Source organism: Kitasatospora sp. NPDC053057, from assembly GCF_044546945.1.
GTDB lineage: Bacteria > Actinomycetota > Actinomycetes > Streptomycetales > Streptomycetaceae > Kitasatospora.
This window is the reverse complement of the sequence record NZ_JBITZP010000011.1, coordinates 138,761-158,376: the sequence shown is the minus strand read 5'-3', so window position 1 is coordinate 158,376 and position 19,616 is coordinate 138,761. Positions and strand designations below refer to the sequence as shown.

Here is a 19,616-nt window from a genome sequence, read left to right as displayed (position 1 = left end):
TCGGGTTCAGGACTTCGTGGGGCGCAGTGCGGGGCGCGCCAGGGGTGCGGCGTCCAGTCGGGCGGCGGTGGTGGCCGGCGTGGGGTTCTGGAACAGGTCGCGGATCTTCAGCTCGCGGCCCAGCTCCGCCCGGATCCGGCTGATGAGGCGGGTCACCAGCAGCGAGTGGCCGCCGAGGGCGAAGAAGTTGTCGTCGGGGCCGACCGACTCCTTGCCGAGCACCTGCGCGTACAGCTCGCGGACCCGCTGTTCGGTCCCGTCGCCGGTGTCCGGTGCGGCCGCGTTCTCGGACGGCCGGTCCTGGGCGGGGTGCGGCAGTCGCGCGAGCGTGCCCACCGGCTGCCCGGGGTCGGCCGCGAGATTCCGCAGGACGGCGGCCAGGTCCTGCGCCAGCCGCTCGGCGGTCCGGTGGTCGAACAGTTCGGCGGCATAGGTGAGTTCGCCGGTGAGGCCGAGCGGGCTGCCGTCCGCCGCGCGCTGTTCGCCGAGGTCGACGCCCAGGTCGAACTTCGACACCTGCCACTCGACGGGGTGCGCCTGTGCGTCGAGGCCTGCCAGACGGGGCAGGGCCGGGGGCTCGTTCTGTACCTGGAGCAGCACCTGGAAGAGGGGGTGGCGGGCCAGGGAGCGTTCGGGGTTGAGGTCGACCACGACCCGTTCGAAGGGCACGTCCTGGTGCTCGTACGCGGCGAGGTCGGTCTCGCGCACCCGGTGCAGGAGGTCGGTGAAGGTGGGCTCGCCGGAGACGTCGGTGCGCAGCACGAGGGTGTTGACGAAGAAGCCGACGAGGTCGTCGAGTGCTTCGTCCGAGCGGCCCGCGACCACGGTGCCGATGGGGATGTCAGTGCCCGCGCCCAGGCGCGACAGCAGAACCGCGAGGCCGGCCTGGAGCGCCATGAACAGGGTGCAGCCGTGCTGCCGGGCCAGTTCCAGCAGGCGGGCGTGGAGGTCCGCGTCGAGCTCCACCGGGACGGAGCCGCCCTCAAAGCTCGCCACGGCCGGCCGGGGCCGGTCGTGGGGCAGGGCCAGCTCGGCCGGGGCGTCGGCCAGTTCCTTCCTCCAGAAGTCCAGTTGGCGGCGGATCAGGCTGTTCGGGTCGTGCTCGTCCCCGAGCAGCTCGCGTTGCCACAGGGTGTAGTCGGTGTACTGCGCCGGGAGCGGCTCGAAGTCGGGCGCACGGCCTTCCCGCCGGGCCGCGTAGGCGGTCGCCAGGTCGCCCAGCAGGGGCGCCCAGGACCAGCCGTCGGTCGCGATGTGGTGCACCACCAGCACCAGCACCCATGCGTCGCCGCCCAGGTCGAACAGCCGGACGTGCAGGGGCAGGTCCTGCGCGAGGTCGAAGTGGTGGCCCGCCGCCTCGCGTACGGCCCCGGGCAGGTCCGCCTCGGTGAGGCGCTCGCACTGCAGCGTCACCGGTGCCTGTGCCGCGGTGCGCAGCCGGATCCGGGGTTCCCCGTCGATCTCGTCGAACAGGGTCCGCAGCACGTCGTGGCGGGCGGTGAGATCGCCGAGTGCCGCGTTCAGGGCGGCCACGTCCAGCGGGCCGTGCAACCGGTAGGCGAAGGGGACGTTGTGGTCCGCGGACTGCTCCTGCGCCTGCTGGGCGAACCACAGCCGGTGCTGGGCGAAGGACAGCGGGGGCTCCTGCGCGCACGGTGTCCGGCGCAGTGGCGGCCGGGCGTGCCCGGCGCGGCCCGCCAGCTCGGCCAGCGCGGCGACGGTCTGCGCCCGGAAGACGTCCCGCAGCGACAGTTCGACGCCCAGGGCCGTGCGGACGCGGCTGACCAGCCTGGTCGCGAGCAGGGAGTGGCCGCCCAGGTCGAAGAAGCCGGCGTCGGCGGCGACGGCGTCGAGGTCCAGGAGCTCGGCGAAGAGACCCGCCAGGATCTCCTCCCGGGGGGTGCGCGGCGGGCGGCCGCCCGCGGTGGACGGCGCGGGTTCGGGCAGGGCCCGGTAGTCCACCTTGCCGTTGGCGGTCAGCGGCAGGTCGTCCAGGACGACGATGTGCGCGGGGATCATGTAGTCCGGCAGCAGGCCGGCGAGCCGGGCACGCACGTCGGACCGGGAGAGTGCGCCGACCACGTAGCCGACCAGCCGCTTCTCGCCGTCCCCGGCCGCCCTGGCGGTGACCACGGCCTGGCGTACGCCCGGGCAGGCGGCGAGCGCGGCCTCGACCTCGCCCGGCTCGACCCGGAAGCCGCGGACCTTCACCTGTTCGTCGGCCCGGCCGAGGAATTCCAGCAGGCCGTCCGTCCGCAGACGGGCCAGGTCGCCGGTGCGGTACATCCGGGTCCCGGGTGCGCCGAAGGGGTCGGCGACGAAGCGCTGGGCGGTCGTCGCCGGCCGCCGGTGGTAGCCGCGCGCCACTCCGGCACCGGCGACGTACAGCTCGCCGGGGGTGCCGGGCGGCACTGGGCGCAGCCGGTCGTCGAGCACGTGGACGCGGGTGTCGTCCAGCGGCCGGCCGATCGGCACCGGGCCGTCGGCGTGGCCGGTGACGAGGTGGGAGGTCGCGCAGAGGGTCACCTCGGTCGGGCCGTACAGGTGGCGGATGGCCGTGGCCGGGCAGGCGGCCTGCACCGCCCGTACCGCGGCGGGGCTGACCACGTCGCCGCCGGTCAGCACCTCGCGCACGGTGGCCAGGATGCCGGGGTGCTCCTCGGCGACCACCCGGAACAGTCCGGCGGTGAGGTGGACGGCCGTGATCCGCTCGTCGCGGATGAGTGCACCGAGTGCGGCGACGGTGAGTTCGCCCTCGGGGGCGACGACCACCTGCCAGCCGGACAGGAGGGCCACCCACAGCTCGTAGTCGGCGATGTCGAAGGCGTGCGGGGCGTGGAACAGCACGCGCTGGGGTCCGCCGGTGTGCCAGCTGCGGTCCGCCACCAGGTCCAGGACGTCCCGGTGGGTGACGGCGACGCCCTTGGGCTCGCCGGTGGAGCCCGAGGTGTGCATGAGGTAGGCCAGCTGGTCGGGGTGGCACCGCGCCGGCGGGGTGGCGGGGTCGCTGTCGCCGGTTCCGGCCGGGCCGTCGGCCTCGGCTCCGCTCACGAGGACGGTCTGCCCGCAGTTGAGTCCCAGCCGGTGGAACCGCTCGTCCACCAGCAGGACCGGGCAGCCGGCGTCGTCGAGGATCCGCTGGATGCGCGTGGCGGGGTGGCCGGTGTGCAGCGGTACGTAGGCGCCGCCGGCCTTGAGAACGGCCAGCATCGCCACGACCACGTCGGGGGAACGCCCCATCAGCACGCCGACCGGGGTCTCGGTGCCGACACCGATCCGGGTCAGCCGGTGTGCGAGCCGGTTCGCGCGCTCGTCGAGCTCGCGGTACGTCAGCTCGACCGGTCCGGCCTTGAGCGCGACGTCGTCAGGGGTGCGGGCCGCCTGGCGGGTGAACGCCAGGTGGACTCCCCCGGGGGTATCCGGGCGCGACGGCGCGGCGGCCGGCCGCTCCCCGACCAGCCGGGTGTGCTCCCCCGGCAGCAGCAGCTCCAGCTCCGACACCCGTGCGCGCGGCCGGGAGACCACCGACTCCAGGACCGTGCGCAGCCGTGCGCCGAGTGTGCGGACGGTGTCGCGGTCGAAGAGCTCGGTGCGGTACTTGGCCACGGCGCGCAGCCCGCCCGCCGGGCCGTCCTCCTCGGTGAACTGGAACGCGAGGTCGAACTCGGCCTCGGTGACGTCGACTTCCGTGGTGTCGGCGGTGAGCCCGGCCAGCTCCACGGCGGCCGTGGACGCCGCGCGCCGCAGGGTCAGCGCCACCTGGAAGAGGGGGTGACGGGCCAGCGAGCGGCGCGGGTTGACCGCCTCGACGACCTGTTCGAAGGGCACGTCCTGGTGGGCGAACGCGGCCAGGTCGGTCTCCCGTACCCGGTGCAGCAGCTCGCCGAAGGCGGGGTCGCCCGAGACATCGGTGCGCAGGACCAGGGTGTTGACGAAGAAGCCGACGAGGTCGTCCAGCGCCTCGTCCGAGCGGCCCGCGGCCACCGTTCCCACCGGGATGTCCGTGCCCGCGCCGAGGCGGGACAGCAGCACCGCGAGCGCCGCCTGGAGCACCATGAACAGGGTGCAGCCGTGTTCCCGTGCCAGCGCTTCGAGCTCGCCGGTGAGTGCGGCGTCCAGGTCGAAGGCGACCGCGTCGCCCGCCGGGCCGGCCACCGCCGGGCGGGGGCGGTCGGCGGGCAGTGCCAGCTCCTCGGGCAGCCCGGACAGCGCCTCGCGCCAGTGGGCGAGCTGCTCCTCCCCCACGCCCTCCAGCAGGTCCCGCTGCCAGAGCGTGTAGTCGGCGTACTGCACCGGCAGCGGTGCGCAGTCCGGCTCCCGGCCCTCCCGCCGGGTCGCGTACGCCGCCGCGAGGTCGCCGAGCAGCGGTCCCCAGGACTCGCCGTCGGTGGCGATGTGGTGGAGCGCCAGGACCAGGGTGTGCTCGTCGGGCCCGGCCGTCAGCAGGGCGGCGCGGACCGGGGCGGCCACGGCCAGGTCGAAGGCGCGGCCCGCGACCTCGGCCACGTCGGCCCGGGCAGCGTCGAGGATCTCCAGCTCCAACGGGGCCGCGGGCAGCACGCGCTGGCACGGCTCGCCGCCCACCTCCGGGTAGACGGTGCGCAGGATCTCGTGCCGTTCGGCGAGGTCGACCAGCGCCGCGCGCAGCGCGGGCACGTCGAGCGGGCCGCTGAGCCGGGCGGCCACCGCGCTGTGGTAGGCGGGGTTCGGCCCGTCGAGGCGGTCGAGGAACCACAGCCGCCGCTGGGCGGCGGACAGCGGCAGCCGGGCGGGGCGCTGCGCGGGCCGCAGCGCCGGGCGGGCGCCGCCCGCGCCGTCGAGGCGGGCAGCGAGGCCCGCGACCGTGGGGGTGTTGAAGACCTCGCGGACCCCCAGTTCCACGCCGAGGGCGCCGCGCACCCGGGTCACCAGGCGCATGGCCAGCAGGGAGTGGCCGCCCAGGTCGAAGAAGTCGTCGTCCACGCCGATTTCGGGCAGGCCCAGCACCGCGGCGAACAGGCCTGCCAGGACCTCCTCGTGGGCGGTACGCCCGGCGCGGCCGCCCGCGCGGTGGCCGGGTGCGGGCAGGGCCCGTCGGTCGAGCTTCCCGTTCGGCGTCACCGGCAGGGCGTCGAGGACGACCACCGCCGGCACCATGTGCTCCGGCAGCACGGCGGCCAGGGCGCGGCGCAGCGCGGCGGGCGTCGGGTCGGCGCCCGTGGCCGGCACCACGTAGGCGACCAGCCGCGGATCGCCCGGCCGGTCCTCGCGGACGACGACGGCCGCGTGGGCGACGCCGTCGCAGCCCGCGGCGGCGTTCTGCACCTCGCCCAGCTCGATCCGGAAGCCGCGGATCTTCACCTGGTCGTCGGTGCGTCCCAGGTATTCCAGGACGCCGTCCGGGCGCCAGCGCACCAGGTCACCGGTGCGGTACATGCGCTCACCCGGCGCGAAGGGGCAGGCCACGAACCGCTCGGCGGTCAGGCCGGGCCGGCCGAGGTAGCCGCGTGCCAGCTGGACGCCGGCCAGGTAGAGCTCACCGGCCGTGCCGGGCGCGGCCGGTTCGAGCCGGTCGTCGAGCACGTACGCACGGGTGTTGGCGGCGGGGCGTCCGATCGGGACGGGGCCGGGGCCGGGCCGGCAGGCCCAGAGGGTGACGTCGACGGCGGCCTCGGTCGGGCCGTAGAGGTTGTGGAGCTCGGTGTCCGGGAGGGTGCGGAAGAACGTCTCCTGGGTGTGGGGGGAGAGCGCTTCGCCGCTGCTGATCACCCGGCGCAGCGAGCGGGCCCGCGACGCGTCCGGCCCGCTCAGGAACGCGTCCAGCATGGACGGCACGAAGTGCGCGGTGGTGACGGACTCGCGTTCGATCAGCTCGGCCAGGTACGACGGGTCCTGGTGGCCGTCGGGTCGGGCCACCACCAGGGTGGCGCCGGTCAGCAGCGGCCAGAAGAACTCCCACACCGACACGTCGAAGCCGCACGGCGTCTTCTGCAGCACGCGGTCGTCGGGACCGAGCCGGTAGGTGCGCTGCATCCACTCCAGCCGGTTGACGATGGCCTCGTGGGAGACCAGGGCGCCCTTGGGACGGCCGGTGGAGCCCGAGGTGAAGATGGCGTAGGCGGGGTGGCGGGGGTCGAGGGCGGGCCGGGGAGCGGGCTCGGCCTCGGGGAGCGGGGCGTCCAGTCGCAGGGTCGGCGTCCCCGGCGCCTGCCAGCCGGAACTCAGCAGCAGTGCCGGAGCGGCGTCCGCCATGATGCCGAGGTTGCGCGCCGCGGGCTGGCCGAGGTCGACGGGCAGGTACGCGGCGCCGGCCTTGAGCACGGCGCACAGGGCGACGATCAGGTCCAGGGAGCGCGGCAGCGCGACCGCGACCAGGCTCTCGGGCCCGATGCCACGGGCGGTCAGCACGGACGCCAGCCGGCCGGCGCGCTCGTCCAGCGCGCGGTAGCTCAGGTGCTGCCCCTCGAAGACGACGGCGGTGGCCTCGGGGGTGCGGGCGACCTGGGCCTCGATCAGTTCGGGCAGGGCTTGGGCGGGGAAGTCGGCGGCGGTGTCGTTCCAGTCCACGAGGACGCGGCCCCGCTCCTGGGCGGTGAGGCTGTCGAGGGCACTGACCGGGACGTCGGGGTCGGCCACCCACCGCTCCAGCAGCCGCACCAGCCGGGCGCCGAGTTCCGCCGTCCGCGCCCGGTCGAGCAGTTCGGGGTGGTGGCTGAGCCTGAGCCCGAGTGAGGCGCCCGGCTCGACCACCAGGGTGAGCGGGAAGTGCGTGGTGTCCCGGAACCGGATCCGCGCGTCCAGGTCGACGCCCGGCAGGTCGAGCGCGTAGTCGCTCATCGGGAAGTTCTCGAAGACCAGGTTCGTGTCGAAGAGGGCGGCCGGGGAACCGGCCAGGCGCTGGAGCTCGGTCAGTCCGAGGTGGTCGTGGTCGGCCAGGTCGGCGCGCTGGTGCTGCAGCGCCCGGCACGTCTCGCGCAGCGGGGCGGATCCGTCGATCCGGGCGCGGACCGGCACGGTGTTGATGAGCATGCCGATCATCTGGTCGGAGCCGGCCAGTTCCGCGGGCCGGCCGCTGACCGTGCAGCCGAACACGACGTCGTCGTGGCCAGTGCTGCGCGCGAGCAGGACGGCCCAGGCGCCCTGGATCACGCTGGTGAGCAGCAGGCCGCACTCCCGGGCCCGGGCGGTCAGGGCCGCCGTCTGCTGCTCGTCCAGGTGCAGGACCACGTCCTCCGGGGTGGCCCCGGGCGACACCTGGCCGCCCGGAGCGAGCCGGGTGGGCTGGTCGAGACCGGCCAGTACGGTGCGCCAGGCCTGCTCGGCCGCCGGGCGGTCGCGCTGCGCCAGATGGGTCAGGTAGGTGCGGTACGGCCGGACGGGCGGCAGTTCGCCGTTCCCGTAGAGGGTGAACAGTTCGCGGAAGAGCAGTCCGAACGACCAGCCGTCCAGAAGCAGGTGATGGGCAGTCACCAGGAGCCGGTGCCGTGTGGCGCCGAGCCTGACGAGGGTGAAGCGCAGCAGCGGCGGGCGGCGGCTGTCCACGCCCAGGGCCCAGTCCTGCTCGGTCAGTTCGGCGGCACGGGCCTCGGCGGCCGGTGCGTCGAGGCCGCCGAGGTCGTGCTCCTGCCAGGCCAGCGGCATGTCGCGGCGGACCACCTGGACGGGGTCGCCGTTCCTGCGGTGCGTGAAGGCGACCCGGAGGTTGGCGTGGCGGCGCAACAGGGCCTCGGCGGCCTCCTTGAGCCGGTCCGGGTCGAGCGCGCCGTCCAGGTCGACCGTGAACTGCGCGATGTAGAGGTGCTTCGACTCCGGGTCGTATCCGGAGTGGAAGAGCATGCCCTCCTGCAGCGGGGAGAGCGGCAGGACGTCCTCGATCGCCGGCTGGCTGGTGTTCATGGGCTGGGTTCGCTTTCTGGAGTGCGTCAGAGGACGTCGAGGGCGGCTGCGAGATCGTCCAGCTCGTCCTGGTCGATCGTGGAGAGCGTGAGATCGGCGGCGACCGCGGCGCCAGCATCCGGACGGGCGGCGTACGCGACGAGGGCGGTGAGCATCCGGAACCAGGACTCGGCGAGTGCGCGTACCTGCGGCTCGTCGAGCACGCCCCGCGCCCAGGCCCAGTCGGCGTGCAGGACGGGCCCGTCCGCCGAGTCGAGGACGAACGCGTTGACCTCGACGGGGTGCGCCATGGGCATGCCGGGGCCGGGGGCGTCCAGCCGGGCACCGTACTCGGGCAGCAGCTGCCAGTCGGCGTCGCCTGCCCCGCCGAAACGGCCGAGGTAGTTGAAGCCGAGCTGCGCCGGGTCCGTGGCGGCCAGCACCTGGCGGGCGTGCGGGTCGAGGTGGCGCAGCAGGCCGTAGCCGAGCCCCTTGCGGGGGATCGCGCGCAGCTGTTCCTTCACCCGCCGCAGGGCGAGGGCGATGGTGGGGCCGCCGTGCGCGGCGTCGGGTGCGTCCAGTCCGTCCAGCGTGAAGCGGGTGGGGAAGAGGGTGGTGAACCAGCCGACCGTGCGGGAGAGATCGGCCTCGGCGGGGATCTCCTCGCGGCCGTGCCCCTCCAGGTCCACCAGGAGGCTCGGCCCGCAGACCGGCCAGCGGGCCAGGGCGAGTGCGAGGCCGGTCAGCAACAGCTCGTTGGTGTCCGCGCCCAGCCGGTCGGGCACCGACGTCAGCAGCGGTCCGACCGTGGCGGCGGGAAGGCTCAGGGCGAGGTGTGCGGCCAGGTCCTCGTGGTCGCGGGCCGGGTCGATGGGGCGGCGGCCTATGGTGTCGGCTCCCGGGCGCAGCACGTCGCTCCAGTACGGGAGTTCGGCGGCGCTCCGGTCATCGGCGGCTTCCGCCGCGAGCAGTTCGGACCAGCGGCGGAAGGAGGTGGGCACGGGGTCGAGGCGTGGCGCGCGGCCGGCCGTGACCGCCGCCCATGCCTGCGCCAGGTCGCCGGTCAGCACCCGCCAGGAGATTCCGTCGACGACCAGGTGGTTGACGACGAGGGCGAGGCGGCCGGGCCGGTCCGGGCCCGCGTCGAACCAGACAGCCCGGACGAGCACGCCGTCCTCGGTCGACAGGCGGTCCCGGGCCGCGTGCACCTCCCGTTCCACCTCGCGGGCGGTTTCCGCGCCGTCCGTCCGGACCCGGAGGAGGCAGTCTTCGGCCCTGACGGTGCCGGCCGCCCGGGTGTGCGGCACTCCGTCGACCGTGTGCAGCCGGAGCATGTCGTGCCGGTCGAGGACGGCCTGCAGCACCGTGTGCGCGGCCTCCTCGGTCAGTTCCGCCGGGGTGCGCACCACCAGGAACTGGTAGTAGCTGTCGGCCGGTCCGCCGCGCTCGCGAAGCCAGTGCATGATCGGCGTCGGCCGGATCGGCCCGATGCCGTCGTCCTCGCCGGCCCGGCGGGCGGGCGACAGCGGTCGGGCGGTGGTGGCCAGGGCCGCCACGTCCGGCCGGGTCAGCACGTCGCGGACGGTGACGGCCAGTCCGGCCCGGCGGGCGGCACCGACGACCTGGACGGCGATGATGCTGTCGCCGCCCAGCCGGACGAAGCCGTCCTGCGGTCGGACCTGCGGTATCGCGAACAGGTCCGCCAGTACGCCGCACAGGATCTGCTCCGGCGTTGTCACGTCGTTCTCCATCGTTGTCTGCCTTGTTCTCGCTCGTTCTCGTTCTGTCGCGGTCTTCTCAGGCGGTGCGGACCGTGCCGAACAGCGTGCGCAGCCGTGCCCGGTCGACCTTTCCGTTCGCGGTCACCGGCAGTTCCTCCAATGCGTGGAAGTGTTTGGGCACCATGTACGCGGGCAGGTGCGCGGCGCAGTGCGCGGCGAGCAGTTCGGGCTGCGTGCCGTCGGTTGCCGTGGGGGTGTAGGCGGCGGCGAGCCGGCGGGAGCCGGCAACCTCCACGGCCACCACCACGGCCCGGCGCACGCCCGGCAGCGCGTTGAGGACCGCTTCGACCTCGCCGGGCTCGACGCGGTAGCCGTTCACCTTGAGCTGGTCGTCGGCCCGTGCCACGAAGTGGAAGTCGGTGCCGTCGAAGCGGACCAGGTCGCCGGTGGCGTAGCAGCGGCGCGCCGTGCCGTCGTCGTGCGGCAGGGTGCGGAACCTGGCGTCGGTGAGCTCCTGGTCGCCGAGGTAGCCGAGGCCGACGCTGTCGCCGGCAACCATCAGTTCGCCCTCCTCGCCCGGGGCGAAGGGCCGCAGCGCGCCGTCCGCGTGGCGGAGCAGTTCCGCTCCGGCGACCGCGCGTCCGATCGGCGGGTGGTCGGGCCAGTCGGCGGCCTGGTGGGGCGTCAGCCGGTGCTGGGTGACGACGTGGGTCTCGCTGGGCCCGTACTCATTGACCAGGGTGACGCCGCCCGACGCGCAGAAGCTGCGCACCTCGGCGTTGACGACCAGGCGCTCGCCAGCCACGGCGATCTCCCGCAGGTCGGGCATCGCTTCCGGTTCGAACGCGGCGGCCGTGGCCAGCGCGTGCAGGCCGACCACCGGCAGGAAGAGCCGGGCCACCCGGTGCTCGCGGATCACGTCCATCAGCGTGAAGGGGTCCTGGCGCTGGTGGTCGTCCACGACGACCAGCCGGGCTCCGGCGAGCCAGGTGGCGACGAGTTCCTCGTAGCCCACGTCGAAGCCGATGGACGCCGCCTGCAGGGTGTGCGGCGGGCGGTCGTAGGACCAGTGCCGGACGTGCCAGTCGCCGAGGGCGGCCAGGACTCCCGGCGGCACGGCCACCGACTTGGGCTCGCCGGTGGATCCCGAGGTGGGGATGACGTAGCCGACCGGTCCTTCGCGGGGTACCTCCAGCGGGTTGCCGCGCACCTCGTCGACGGTGTGCTCGCTGCCGTCCGGGCCGGTCGGCCCGGCGTCGTCAGCGCGCAGCACGAGGTCGCTGAACCGGGTGATCTTCGCGGCCCGGGGCGCGGGCATGCCGGGGTCGACGCAGACCACGCCGGCCCCGGCCCGCCAGGCGCCGAGCACGGCGGCGCAGCGTGTCCAGGACCGGTGGCCGTGGACGGCGACGACGTTGCCCGGTCCCAGGCCGCGGGCGGCGAGGCCGCCGGCGATCTCGGCGGACAGCTGGTCGAGTTCGGCGTAGGTGTGCTGGACGCCGCGGTCGACGACCGCCACCGAGGCATGGTGGCGGCGGACGGCGGCGAGCAGGGGGTGGATGAGCGACCGCCGTGAACCGCTCGCTTCGGTGTACATGGAAGTCCCTTCTCGGGTCGTGTCCGTCGCGGGGTCAGGCACCCGGCGTCGAGGTGCACTCGGCGATCAGGGCGGCCAGCCGGTCCAGCCCCTTCTCGATCTGGTCAGGGGTCAAGGAGCTGCAGGAGAGTCGCAGTTGGCGGCCGGTGCGGTCGTTGTCACTGAAGTGGCGCATCGGGGTGAAGAGCACGCCGTGCCGTACGGCGGCGTGTTCGAGCAGTTCGTCGGTGACGGGGAACGGCACGGTGAGCACCACGAAGAAGCCGCCCGCGGGGGTGTTCCAGCGCACCCCGGGCAGTTCGGCGAAGCGTCGGTGCAGGCCCTGGAGGAGACAGCCGAGGTTGCGCCGGTAGATGCCGATCTGGCGCCGGTTGGCGTGCAGCAGGCTGCCGCCGTGTTCCAGCAGCATGCCTCCCACCAGGGCCTGGCTCACCGGTGAGGTGTTGACGGTGACCATGCTCTTGGCCCGCGACAGCTCGTCGGCGAGCAGGGTCTCCTCCGAGCCCACGACGCGCTGGTCCGCCACGGCGAATCCCACCCGGGCGCCGGGGAAGCAGGTCTTCGCCAGCGACCCGAGGTAGACCACGCGCTGCCCGGTGTCGAGCGCCTTCAGCGTCGGGGGCCTGCCGCTCTCGGCTGCCCGGAAGTAGCCGTAGGGGTTGTCCTCCAGGAGGAGGATGTCCTCCTGGGCGGCGATCTCCAGCAGCCGGTGACGGGTCCGCACGTTCATGGAGTGGCCGCTGGGGTTGGAGAAGTCGGGCACCAGGTACAGCGCCCGGGGCCGCTCACCCGCCGCGCGGACCTCCCGGATCCGCTCCAGCACGTCCTCGGGGCGGACACCCCGGGGGCCTTCGTGGACCGGCCGCACGGGCAGGTCCACCAGGCGGGCGGCGCCGGTCAGGCCGACGTAGGTGGGGTCCACCGCGAGCACGACGTCACGGTCGGTCGCGCGCAGGGCGCGCAGCACCAGCCACAGTGCCTCCTGGGCGCCCACGGTGACCACGATGGCCTCCGGGTCCACGGTGATGCCCTCGTCCCGTTCGAGCTGCCGGGCGATGAGTTCGTGGACGATTCCCTTGGTGCGGCCGTACTGGAACAGCTCCCGCCGTACCCGGGCCTCGTCGTAGCCCTTGTGCTCGGCCAGGTGGCGGCAGTAGGTGTCGAGGTAGCGGTGCAGATCGGCCGGGTCGAAGAGGTCCTCGGTGGGCCGGCCGGGGGCGAAGGAGACCGCCTCGGGGAAGCGGCCGGCCACCTCGTTGAGGAAGTTCATCGACAGTAGGGCCGGGTCGGCGAGCGAGGCGTGCAGATCCGCGCGGTCCAGCACCACGGGTGCGGTCATCGGGCCGCCCCCCGGACCGAGAGCCACGGTGCGTCGGCCGGGCCGGTGCAGCCGGACAGCTCCAGGGCGAAGCGCAGTTCGGTGCGCAGCAGGCGCAGGACCCGGCTCACCCCCTGCTCGCCGTCGGCGGCCAGGCCCCACAGGACGGGCCGGCCCAGCAGGACGCCGCTCGCGCCGAGTGCCAGGGCCTTGAGGACGTCGGTGCCGCTGCGGATCCCGCTGTCCAGCAGCACTTGGCAGCGGGCGGGGACGGCTTCGCGTACGGCGGGCAGCATGTCCACGCTGGCCACCGCGCCGTCCAGTTGGCGGCCGCCGTGGTTGGAGACGACGATGGCGTCGGCGCCGACGGAGGCGGCGGTGGCGGCGTCGCCCGGATCGAGGATCCCCTTCACGATCAGGGGCAGCCGCGTCTCGCCGCGGAGCCGGGCGAGATCGTCCCAGCCCAGGGAGCGGGCGAAGGTCTCGGCCGTGTGTTGCGCCACGGCCGAGACACCGGGCTGCCGCTCCCGGGCCCGGCGGGTACCGGCCGGGTCGAGGTGGACGGCCGCCACGTCGGTGGGCAGCGCGAAGCCGTTGCGCAGGTCGCGCAGCCGTCGGCCCATCGAGGGCACGTCCACCGTGACCATCAGCGCCGCGCAGCCGGCTTCCTCGGCGCGCCGGACCAGCTCCGTCGTGGCCGCCGGGTCCTGCTGGCAGTAGAGCTGGAACCAGGTGGTGCCGCCCAGCGCGGTGACGGCCTCGACCGGTTGGCTGCTCAGCGTGCTCACGGTGAACGGCACGCCCGCGGCCGCGGCCGCGCGGGCGGTGGCGAGTTCGCCCTCGGGGTGGACCAGCCGCTGGTACGCCATCGGTGCGACGGCGACCGGCAGGGTCGCGCGGGCGCCGAGGAGTTCGGTTGCGGTGTCGCTCCCCGTCCCGCCGACGAGGACCCGGGGCACGATCCCGATCCGGTCCAGTGCGGCGCGGTTGGCGGCCAGGGTCAGTTCCTCGCCGCTGCCGCCCTCGATGAAGTCCCAGACCTCCCGGGGCAGTGTCCGGCGGGCGAGTTCGGCGAACTCCTCCAGCCGTACGGGGTCGCGGCCCGTGCCGTGATCGCTCACCGCGGCACCGCCCCGGCGCTCAGGCGCTCCGCCTCGACGGCTTCGTACAGCGCCTTGATGTTGCCGTTGCCGAAGGTGCGGGCGCCGAAGCGCTCGATCACCTCGTGGAACAGCGTGCGCCTCGGATGGGTGGAGCGGGTGAAGATCTGGAACAGCTGGCCGTCGTGGTCCTCGTCGACCAGGACGCTGATCCCGTGCAGCTCGGAGGTGCTGTGCCGGGTCAGTTCGAGGCGGTCGGCGAGCATCGTGTAGTAGGCGTCGGGGACGCTCAGGAACTCGACGCCGCGCTCGCGCAGCGTTCCGACGGCCCGGACGATGTCGCGGGAGGCGAAGGCCACGTGCTGGACGCCGGCGCCGCCGTGTTCGGCCAGGAAGCGGTCGATCTGGCCGGGCTCGGCGCTCGTGTCGGGCTCTATCAGGGTCAGGGTGACCTCGCCGGAGGCGCTCTGCACCACCTTGGAGTCCATGGCCTGGGCACCGACCCTGATCAGCTCCTGGAAGATCATGCGGAAGCCGAGCACCCGCGTGTAGAAGTCCACCGTGCGCTCCAGTTCCCCGGACGGCAGACAGACGGCGAAGTGGTCGATTTCCTCCAGGAGTTCGTCGCCGCGGTCCTGCGCGGCGTCCGGCAGCGCGGTGAAGCCCGGCGGGAGTGCGGTGGGCCCGGGATCGACGAGCGTGTGCACCACGTCGCCGAATCCGGCCAGCACCGCCGTGGTCCGGCCGTCGGGGTGGCGGCGCGGCACGGCGAGCGGCACCGCCCCGCGGGAGACCGCCTCGTCGAAGACGGCGGGTACGTCGGCCACGGTCAGCGCGATGTCGGCCACGCCGTCGCCGTGGGCCAGGACGTAGCCGGCGCCCGGGTGGTGCGGCGAGCGTGCCTGGGTGAGGACCAGGACGATGCGGCCCTGGCGCAGTGCGAGGGACTGCGCCTGCGCGCAGGAGGCGCGGGCCACCGGGCGGAAGCCGTAGCGGTCGGTCAGCTCGGCCGCGGCCGAGTCGACGTCGGCGACGTGGAACTCGACATGGCTGATGCCGAATGCGGGGGAGAAGGTCATGGTTGGGCCGTTCGTCATAGGGCGGCGGTGGCAGGAGACGTGAGCGAGGCGATCCGGGCCGGGAGGTCGCGCCAGGTCTCGGGCGTGTAGAAGTGACCTCCCGGCAGGACGTCGTGGCGGAACGCGCCGCTGGTCAGGCCCGCCCAGCGGGAAGCGACGTCGTCCCCGATCACCGGGTCCCGGTCGCCGGAGAACACCTGGAGCGGCACGTCGATCCGGGTCCCCGGCGTGTAGCGGAAGGTGTCCCGGGCGCACAGGTCGGCACGCATCAACTCCACTGCCATATCGGTGAGTTCGGGTTCATCGAGGACGTGATCGGGCAGCAGGCCGTGGGTGCGCATCCAGTCGAGCAGTTCGTCGTCGCGCTGCCCCTGGGCCAGGAAGCGGTCCCGGTCGGTCACCCCCCGGTCCGGGGCGTTGCAGGCGGAGACGACCAGGGCCTGTGGCACGGGGACGCCCGCCGCCGCGAGCCGGGCGGTGACGTCGAAGGCCATCCAGCCGCCCATGCTGTGGCCGAACAGGACGTACGATCCCTGCGCCGCGACCGAGGCGACGCCCCGCGCGGTGTCCGCGGCGAGCTCGGTCCAGGTCTGCGCGTACTCCTCGGCGAAGCGCCCTTCACGCCCCGGGTAGCAGATCGCCACCAGGTCGACGTCGTGCGGCAGCGCCGGGATCCAGGAGTGGTAGGTCGCGGTGCCGCCGCCGCAGAAGCCGAGGCACACCAGGGTGCGGGCCGGGTCACGGCTGTGCTTCAGGCGCACCACGGTGGTGTCCGGGGCGCTCACGAGGCCGCTCCCGCACGGACCGACTCCGCGTGGCGGGCCAGGTCCCTCAGCCGGGGGAACCGGTAGACATCCTTGGTCCGCAGCACGATCCCGGCGTCCCGCTTGAGGCGGGAGACCACCCGCAGCGCCACCAGCGAGTGGCCGCCGAGGGCGAAGAAGTTCTCGTCCGCGTGGACGGTTTCGCGGCCGAGCACATCGGCCCAGACGTCAGCGATCAGCCGTTCGAGCTCGGTCCGGAGAGGCTGTGCGGCGGTGTTCGGCACCGACGTGACGGCGGGCAGCGCGGCGGTGTCCAGCTTGCCGTTCGGGGTCAGGGGCAGCGCGTCCATCTGCACGAGGACGGACGGTACGAGGTGCCCGGGCAGCGTGGCGGCACAGTGGGCACGCAGTTCGTCGCCGCTCACCGTCCCTCCCGGTGCCTCGACGTAGTAGGCCGCGAGGAAGGTGTCCCCGTCCGGGCCCGAGCGCAGCGCGGCAACGGCGGCGGTGACGTGGGGGTGTGCGCGCAGCCGGTCCTCCAACTCGCCGGGCTCCACCCGGAACCCACGGATCTTGATCTGGCGGTCGGTACGGCCGAGGAACTCCAGTGCGCCGTCCGGCCGGCGCCGGACCTCGTCCCCGGTGCGGTACATCCGGGTGCCGTCGGCGGCGAACGGATCCGCGACGAACCGCTCGGCGGTCAGTCCCGGCCTTCCGACGTACCCGACGGCCACGGCCGGACCCGCCAGGTACAGCTCTCCCCTGGTGGCGGGCCTGAGCGCGCCGTCGAGCACATGGACGCGTACGTGGGCCAGGCCGTCGCCGAGGCGTGGGGCGTCCCCGGTGATGCGGGTCGCGGTGGCGTCGACGGTGCATTCGGTCGGACCGTAGAGGTTCCACGCCTCCAGCGACTCCGCCCGGGCCAGCGACCGCCACAGCTGCTCGGGCACCGGCTCGCCGCCGAGCAGCAGCCGCAGGGCCCGGCCGGGCCGTAGCCGCGGACCGATCAGCTGCCAGTGGGACGGGGTGGAGTCGAGGTCCGTCACGGCGTGCTCGTCGAGCAGCGCGTCCAGCCGGCCGGGGTCGGTGCGGTCCTCGTCGGTCAGGACGACCAGGGTGTCGCCCCGGCAGACCCTGACCCACTGCTGCACGGACGCGTCGAAGGACAGGCTGGCGTTCCATCCGACCACCCGCTGCCCGGCCGGGTAGACGCCGCGCTCCTCCAGGCCCGCCACCAGTGCGGCGACGCCCGCGTGCGCGACCTCCACCCCCTTGGGGCGTCCGGTCGACCCCGAGGTGTAGATGACGTACGCCGCGGCGGGCGAGTCGCCCACGACGTCGTCCGGCTCCTCGTCCGGCCGGCCCGGCTGGTGGGGGCTCAGCACCGGCAGGCCGTCCGCCCACGGGGGCCGGCCGCTGTCAGAGATCACCGCGCGCAGTCCGGCGTCGGCGGCGACGAAGGCGAGCCGGTCGTCGGGGTACGCCGGATCGAGCGGCACGTAGGCGGCGCCCGCCCGCCATACGGCCAGGGGGGCCACGACCCAGTCCGTTCCCCTGGGCACGCTCACCCCCACCCGGTCGCCACGGCCGATGCCGAGCGCGCGCAGCGCCCCGGCCAGCCGGGCCGTGCGCTCGCCCAGTTCGGCGAAGGTGAGGGTCCCGTCGGCGCCGTGCACCGCGACCCGGTCCGGGAACGACCGGGCGCTCTGCACGAACCGGCACACCAGGGCCTGCGGGTCAGCCATGGGACACCGCCGTGGCGGCGGTCGCGCGCGGCGCGACGGTCGGTGCGCAGTCGTACACCGAGACCGGCTCGCCCATGGCGACCACGATCCGGCGCTCGCCCCGGAAGGGGTCGCGGGCGTGCGCGGTCAGGACGTTGTCGACCAGCAGGAGGTCGCCCGGCTGCCAGGCGCGGCGCACGGTGGCGTTCTCGTACGCGGTGTTGATGCTCTCCAGGTCCGCCGCCGTCAGCGGGATGCCGTCGCCGATCCCGGTGTTGAACGGAAGCCCGTCCGGCCCGAGTTCGTCCAGCAGGACTTCGCGGATCTCGTCATCCAGCGAGAACTGGCTCCAGAACGCCAGGTGGTTGAACCACACGTCCTCTCCGGTGTGCGGGTGCCGGACGATCCCCGGCCGCACCTGGCTGGTGCGCAGAAGGCCGTCCGCGCCCCAGGCGCAGGAGATGTGGTTCTCGGCGCAGTACTTCTCGACCTGCTCGGGGGACTCCGTCCCGAACGCGGACTGCCAGGCGACCGAGAGGCTTTCCGAGTAGGTGCGGGTCAGGATCCAGCCGGACGCGCGCATCCGCTCGACCAGCTCGGCCGGAAGGGCGCGCAGCACCTCGCGGCAGTCGGCGACCGGGGTGGCGCCGCCGTCCTCGGGCGCGGTCAGGCAGCCGAAGAGCAGCAGCCCCGGGAAGGTCAGGGTGTAGCTGTTCTCGTTGTGCGGCCTGATCGCCTGCCCGGCGGGCAGGTCCGTGGAGGAGAAGACCCCGCCGCCGAAGTCGCTGCGCGGAGTGGCCTTCTCCCGGTACGGGGTCGCCCGCGGGATCAGCTCGTCGCGGACCAGGGCGAAGTCCTCCACGCTGCGGACCGGAAGCCCGCGCAGGTACACCGCCCCGTAACGGTGCAGTCCGGCCCGCAGGTCGTCGTGGTGGTCCGCGAGCCAAGCGCGGGCTTCGGCCGCGTCGGCCAGCTCGGGTGCCTGGACGGTGGCGGGGGCACCCGGTTCCGTGCGCCAGTCGAGGGCACTGCCCCGGGGGGCGCCGCTCACCGGTGAGCTGTCCGTCGGTACGCCGGTCACTGCGCACCGCCCGGGGCCGGTGCAGCGTGGCGCAGCTCCAGGGTGCAGCACTTGACGCTGCCGCCGCCCTTGAACAGCTCGGAGAGGTCGACGCCGATCGGCTCGAACCCGCGCTCGGCCAGCCGGTCCATGAGGCCGCGCGCGGTCTGGGACAGCAGCACGTGGCGTCCGTCGGAGATCGCGTTCAGCCCGAAGGCCTCGGCGTCGGCCTCGGTGGCGAGGAGCGCGTCGGGGTACAGCTCGCGCAGGATCTCGCGGGACTCCGGCGAGAAGGCGCCCGGGAAGTACATGATCTCGTCGTCGTCGAGCACGGCGAGCGCGGTGTCCAGGTGGTAGAAGCGCGGGTCCACCAGGGTCAGGCTCACCACCGGGACGCCCAGCACCTGCTCGGCCTCGGCGTGCGCGGCCGGGTCGGTGCGGAAGCCGGTGCCGGCCAGGATCCGGTCGCCGGCGACCAGGTAGTCGCCCTCGCCCTCGTTGACGTGGCGGGCGGTGTGCACCTCGGTGTAGCCGTGCCGCTCGAACCACGCCTGGTAGGCGGGTGCCTCGGCGGCGCGTTCGGCGTGCCGGAACTTGGCCACCAGGACACGGCCGTTCAGGACCGTGGCGCCATTGGCGGAGTAGACCATGTCGGGCAGGCCGGGTACGGGTTCCACCAGTTCGACGGTGTGACCGAGCTCCTGGTAGAGGACGTACAGCCGCTCCCACTGCAGGACGGCCAGCGCCGTGTCGGTCGGCTTGGCCGGATCCATCCACGGGTTGATGCGGTAGTCGACGGTGAAGTGGGAGGGGCGGCACATCAGGTAGTGCCGGGGACGGGCGGCGCGCTGGATCGGCATCGGATCACGCCTCCTTGAGGGCGGCGATCAGGCTCGCCGGGCGCAGGTCGGTCCAGGTGTTCTCGATGTGGTCCAGGCAGTCCTGCCGTCCGGCCGGGCCGTGGGTGGCCGTCCAGCCCGGGGGGACCGCGAGGGAGTCGGGCCACAGGGAGTGCTGGTTCTCCTCGTTGACCAGGACGAGGTAGGTGGCGTCCTCGTCCTCGAAGGGGTTGGTCACGGATGCTCCTGTTGCGTCTTGTGACGGATGACGTCTTGTCGAAGGGATGGGTCGCCGGCGATGCGCCAGCCGCTGAGCGGTGGTGAGATCGCGAGCGCGCGGCGGCAGATGGCCAGCGCGGCGGCTCTGGCGGTCAGTCCGGGCGTGGCCACGGTGAACATCCCGAGGCGGATGCCGTGCGGGCGAACCTGCACGCTGACGTGCTCCAGGCGTTCCCCGGGGGCTGCCGCGGCCCAGAGCAGGTCGATGATCTGGCGGCGGTCCGGCGGGCGGACCGCGACCGGGTCGGCAGGGGTGAGGGCGATGTGGGTCAGCTCCACGC

12 protein-coding genes are annotated in these 19,616 nt (G+C 73.9%); all 12 read right to left on the bottom strand.

From position 1 onward, the window contains the following. Positions 1–6: 6 nt before the first annotated feature. Genes ACIG5E_RS14975 through ACIG5E_RS14920 form a run of 12 tightly spaced genes read right to left on the bottom strand, consistent with a single transcriptional unit; the run spans position 7 to position 19,614 of the window. Positions 7–7,875 carry an amino acid adenylation domain-containing protein gene (locus ACIG5E_RS14975; RefSeq protein ID WP_396533825.1) on the bottom strand — a complete coding sequence of 2,623 codons (7,869 nt, stop codon included), beginning with the start codon at positions 7,873–7,875 and terminating at the stop codon, positions 7–9. A gap of 26 nt (positions 7,876–7,901) precedes the next feature. Further along, positions 7,902–9,593 (bottom strand): condensation domain-containing protein, encoded by a 1,692-nt coding sequence (locus ACIG5E_RS14970; RefSeq protein ID WP_396533824.1) that lies wholly within the window; start codon positions 9,591–9,593, stop codon positions 7,902–7,904. A gap of 58 nt (positions 9,594–9,651) precedes the next feature. After that, positions 9,652–11,172, bottom strand: a complete 1,521-nt coding sequence (locus ACIG5E_RS14965) for an AMP-binding protein (protein WP_396533823.1) — start codon at positions 11,170–11,172, stop codon at positions 9,652–9,654. A gap of 34 nt (positions 11,173–11,206) precedes the next feature. Next, positions 11,207–12,511, bottom strand: coding sequence for a PLP-dependent aminotransferase family protein (locus tag ACIG5E_RS14960; protein ID WP_396533822.1), 1,305 nt, complete (start codon positions 12,509–12,511; stop codon positions 11,207–11,209). Next, positions 12,508–13,611, bottom strand: a complete 1,104-nt coding sequence (locus ACIG5E_RS14955) for an alpha-hydroxy acid oxidase (protein ID WP_396533821.1) — start codon at positions 13,609–13,611, stop codon at positions 12,508–12,510. The genes ACIG5E_RS14960 and ACIG5E_RS14955 overlap by 4 nt, the downstream gene beginning before the upstream one ends. Then, positions 13,608–14,687 carry a 4-hydroxyphenylpyruvate dioxygenase gene (gene hppD / locus ACIG5E_RS14950; RefSeq protein WP_396533820.1) on the bottom strand — a complete coding sequence of 360 codons (1,080 nt, stop codon included), beginning with the start codon at positions 14,685–14,687 and terminating at the stop codon, positions 13,608–13,610. The genes ACIG5E_RS14955 and hppD overlap by 4 nt, the downstream gene beginning before the upstream one ends. Then, positions 14,684–15,454, bottom strand: coding sequence for a thioesterase II family protein (locus ACIG5E_RS14945; RefSeq protein WP_396533819.1), 771 nt, complete (start codon positions 15,452–15,454; stop codon positions 14,684–14,686). The genes hppD and ACIG5E_RS14945 overlap by 4 nt, the downstream gene beginning before the upstream one ends. Beyond that, positions 15,451–17,178 (bottom strand): amino acid adenylation domain-containing protein, encoded by a 1,728-nt coding sequence (locus ACIG5E_RS14940; RefSeq protein WP_396533818.1) that lies wholly within the window; start codon positions 17,176–17,178, stop codon positions 15,451–15,453. The genes ACIG5E_RS14945 and ACIG5E_RS14940 overlap by 4 nt, the downstream gene beginning before the upstream one ends. Beyond that, the gene (locus ACIG5E_RS14935) at positions 17,171–18,208 is read right to left on the bottom strand and encodes a TauD/TfdA family dioxygenase (RefSeq protein WP_396533817.1); all 1,038 of its coding nucleotides are present in this window, start codon (positions 18,206–18,208) and stop codon (positions 17,171–17,173) included. Before ACIG5E_RS14935 ends, ACIG5E_RS14940 begins: the two co-directional genes overlap by 8 nt. Before the next feature lie 26 nt (positions 18,209–18,234). Then, entirely contained in the window at positions 18,235–19,077 is an 843-nt protein-coding gene (gene ddaH / locus ACIG5E_RS14930; RefSeq protein ID WP_396533816.1) for a dimethylargininase, read from the bottom strand. 4 nt (positions 19,078–19,081) lie between these two features. Continuing rightward, positions 19,082–19,294, bottom strand: a complete 213-nt coding sequence (locus ACIG5E_RS14925; protein WP_396533815.1) for an MbtH family protein — start codon at positions 19,292–19,294, stop codon at positions 19,082–19,084. After that, positions 19,291–19,614, bottom strand: coding sequence for a hypothetical protein (locus tag ACIG5E_RS14920; RefSeq protein ID WP_396533814.1), 324 nt, complete (start codon positions 19,612–19,614; stop codon positions 19,291–19,293). Before ACIG5E_RS14920 ends, ACIG5E_RS14925 begins: the two co-directional genes overlap by 4 nt. Between the last annotated feature and the right edge of the window lie 2 nt (positions 19,615–19,616).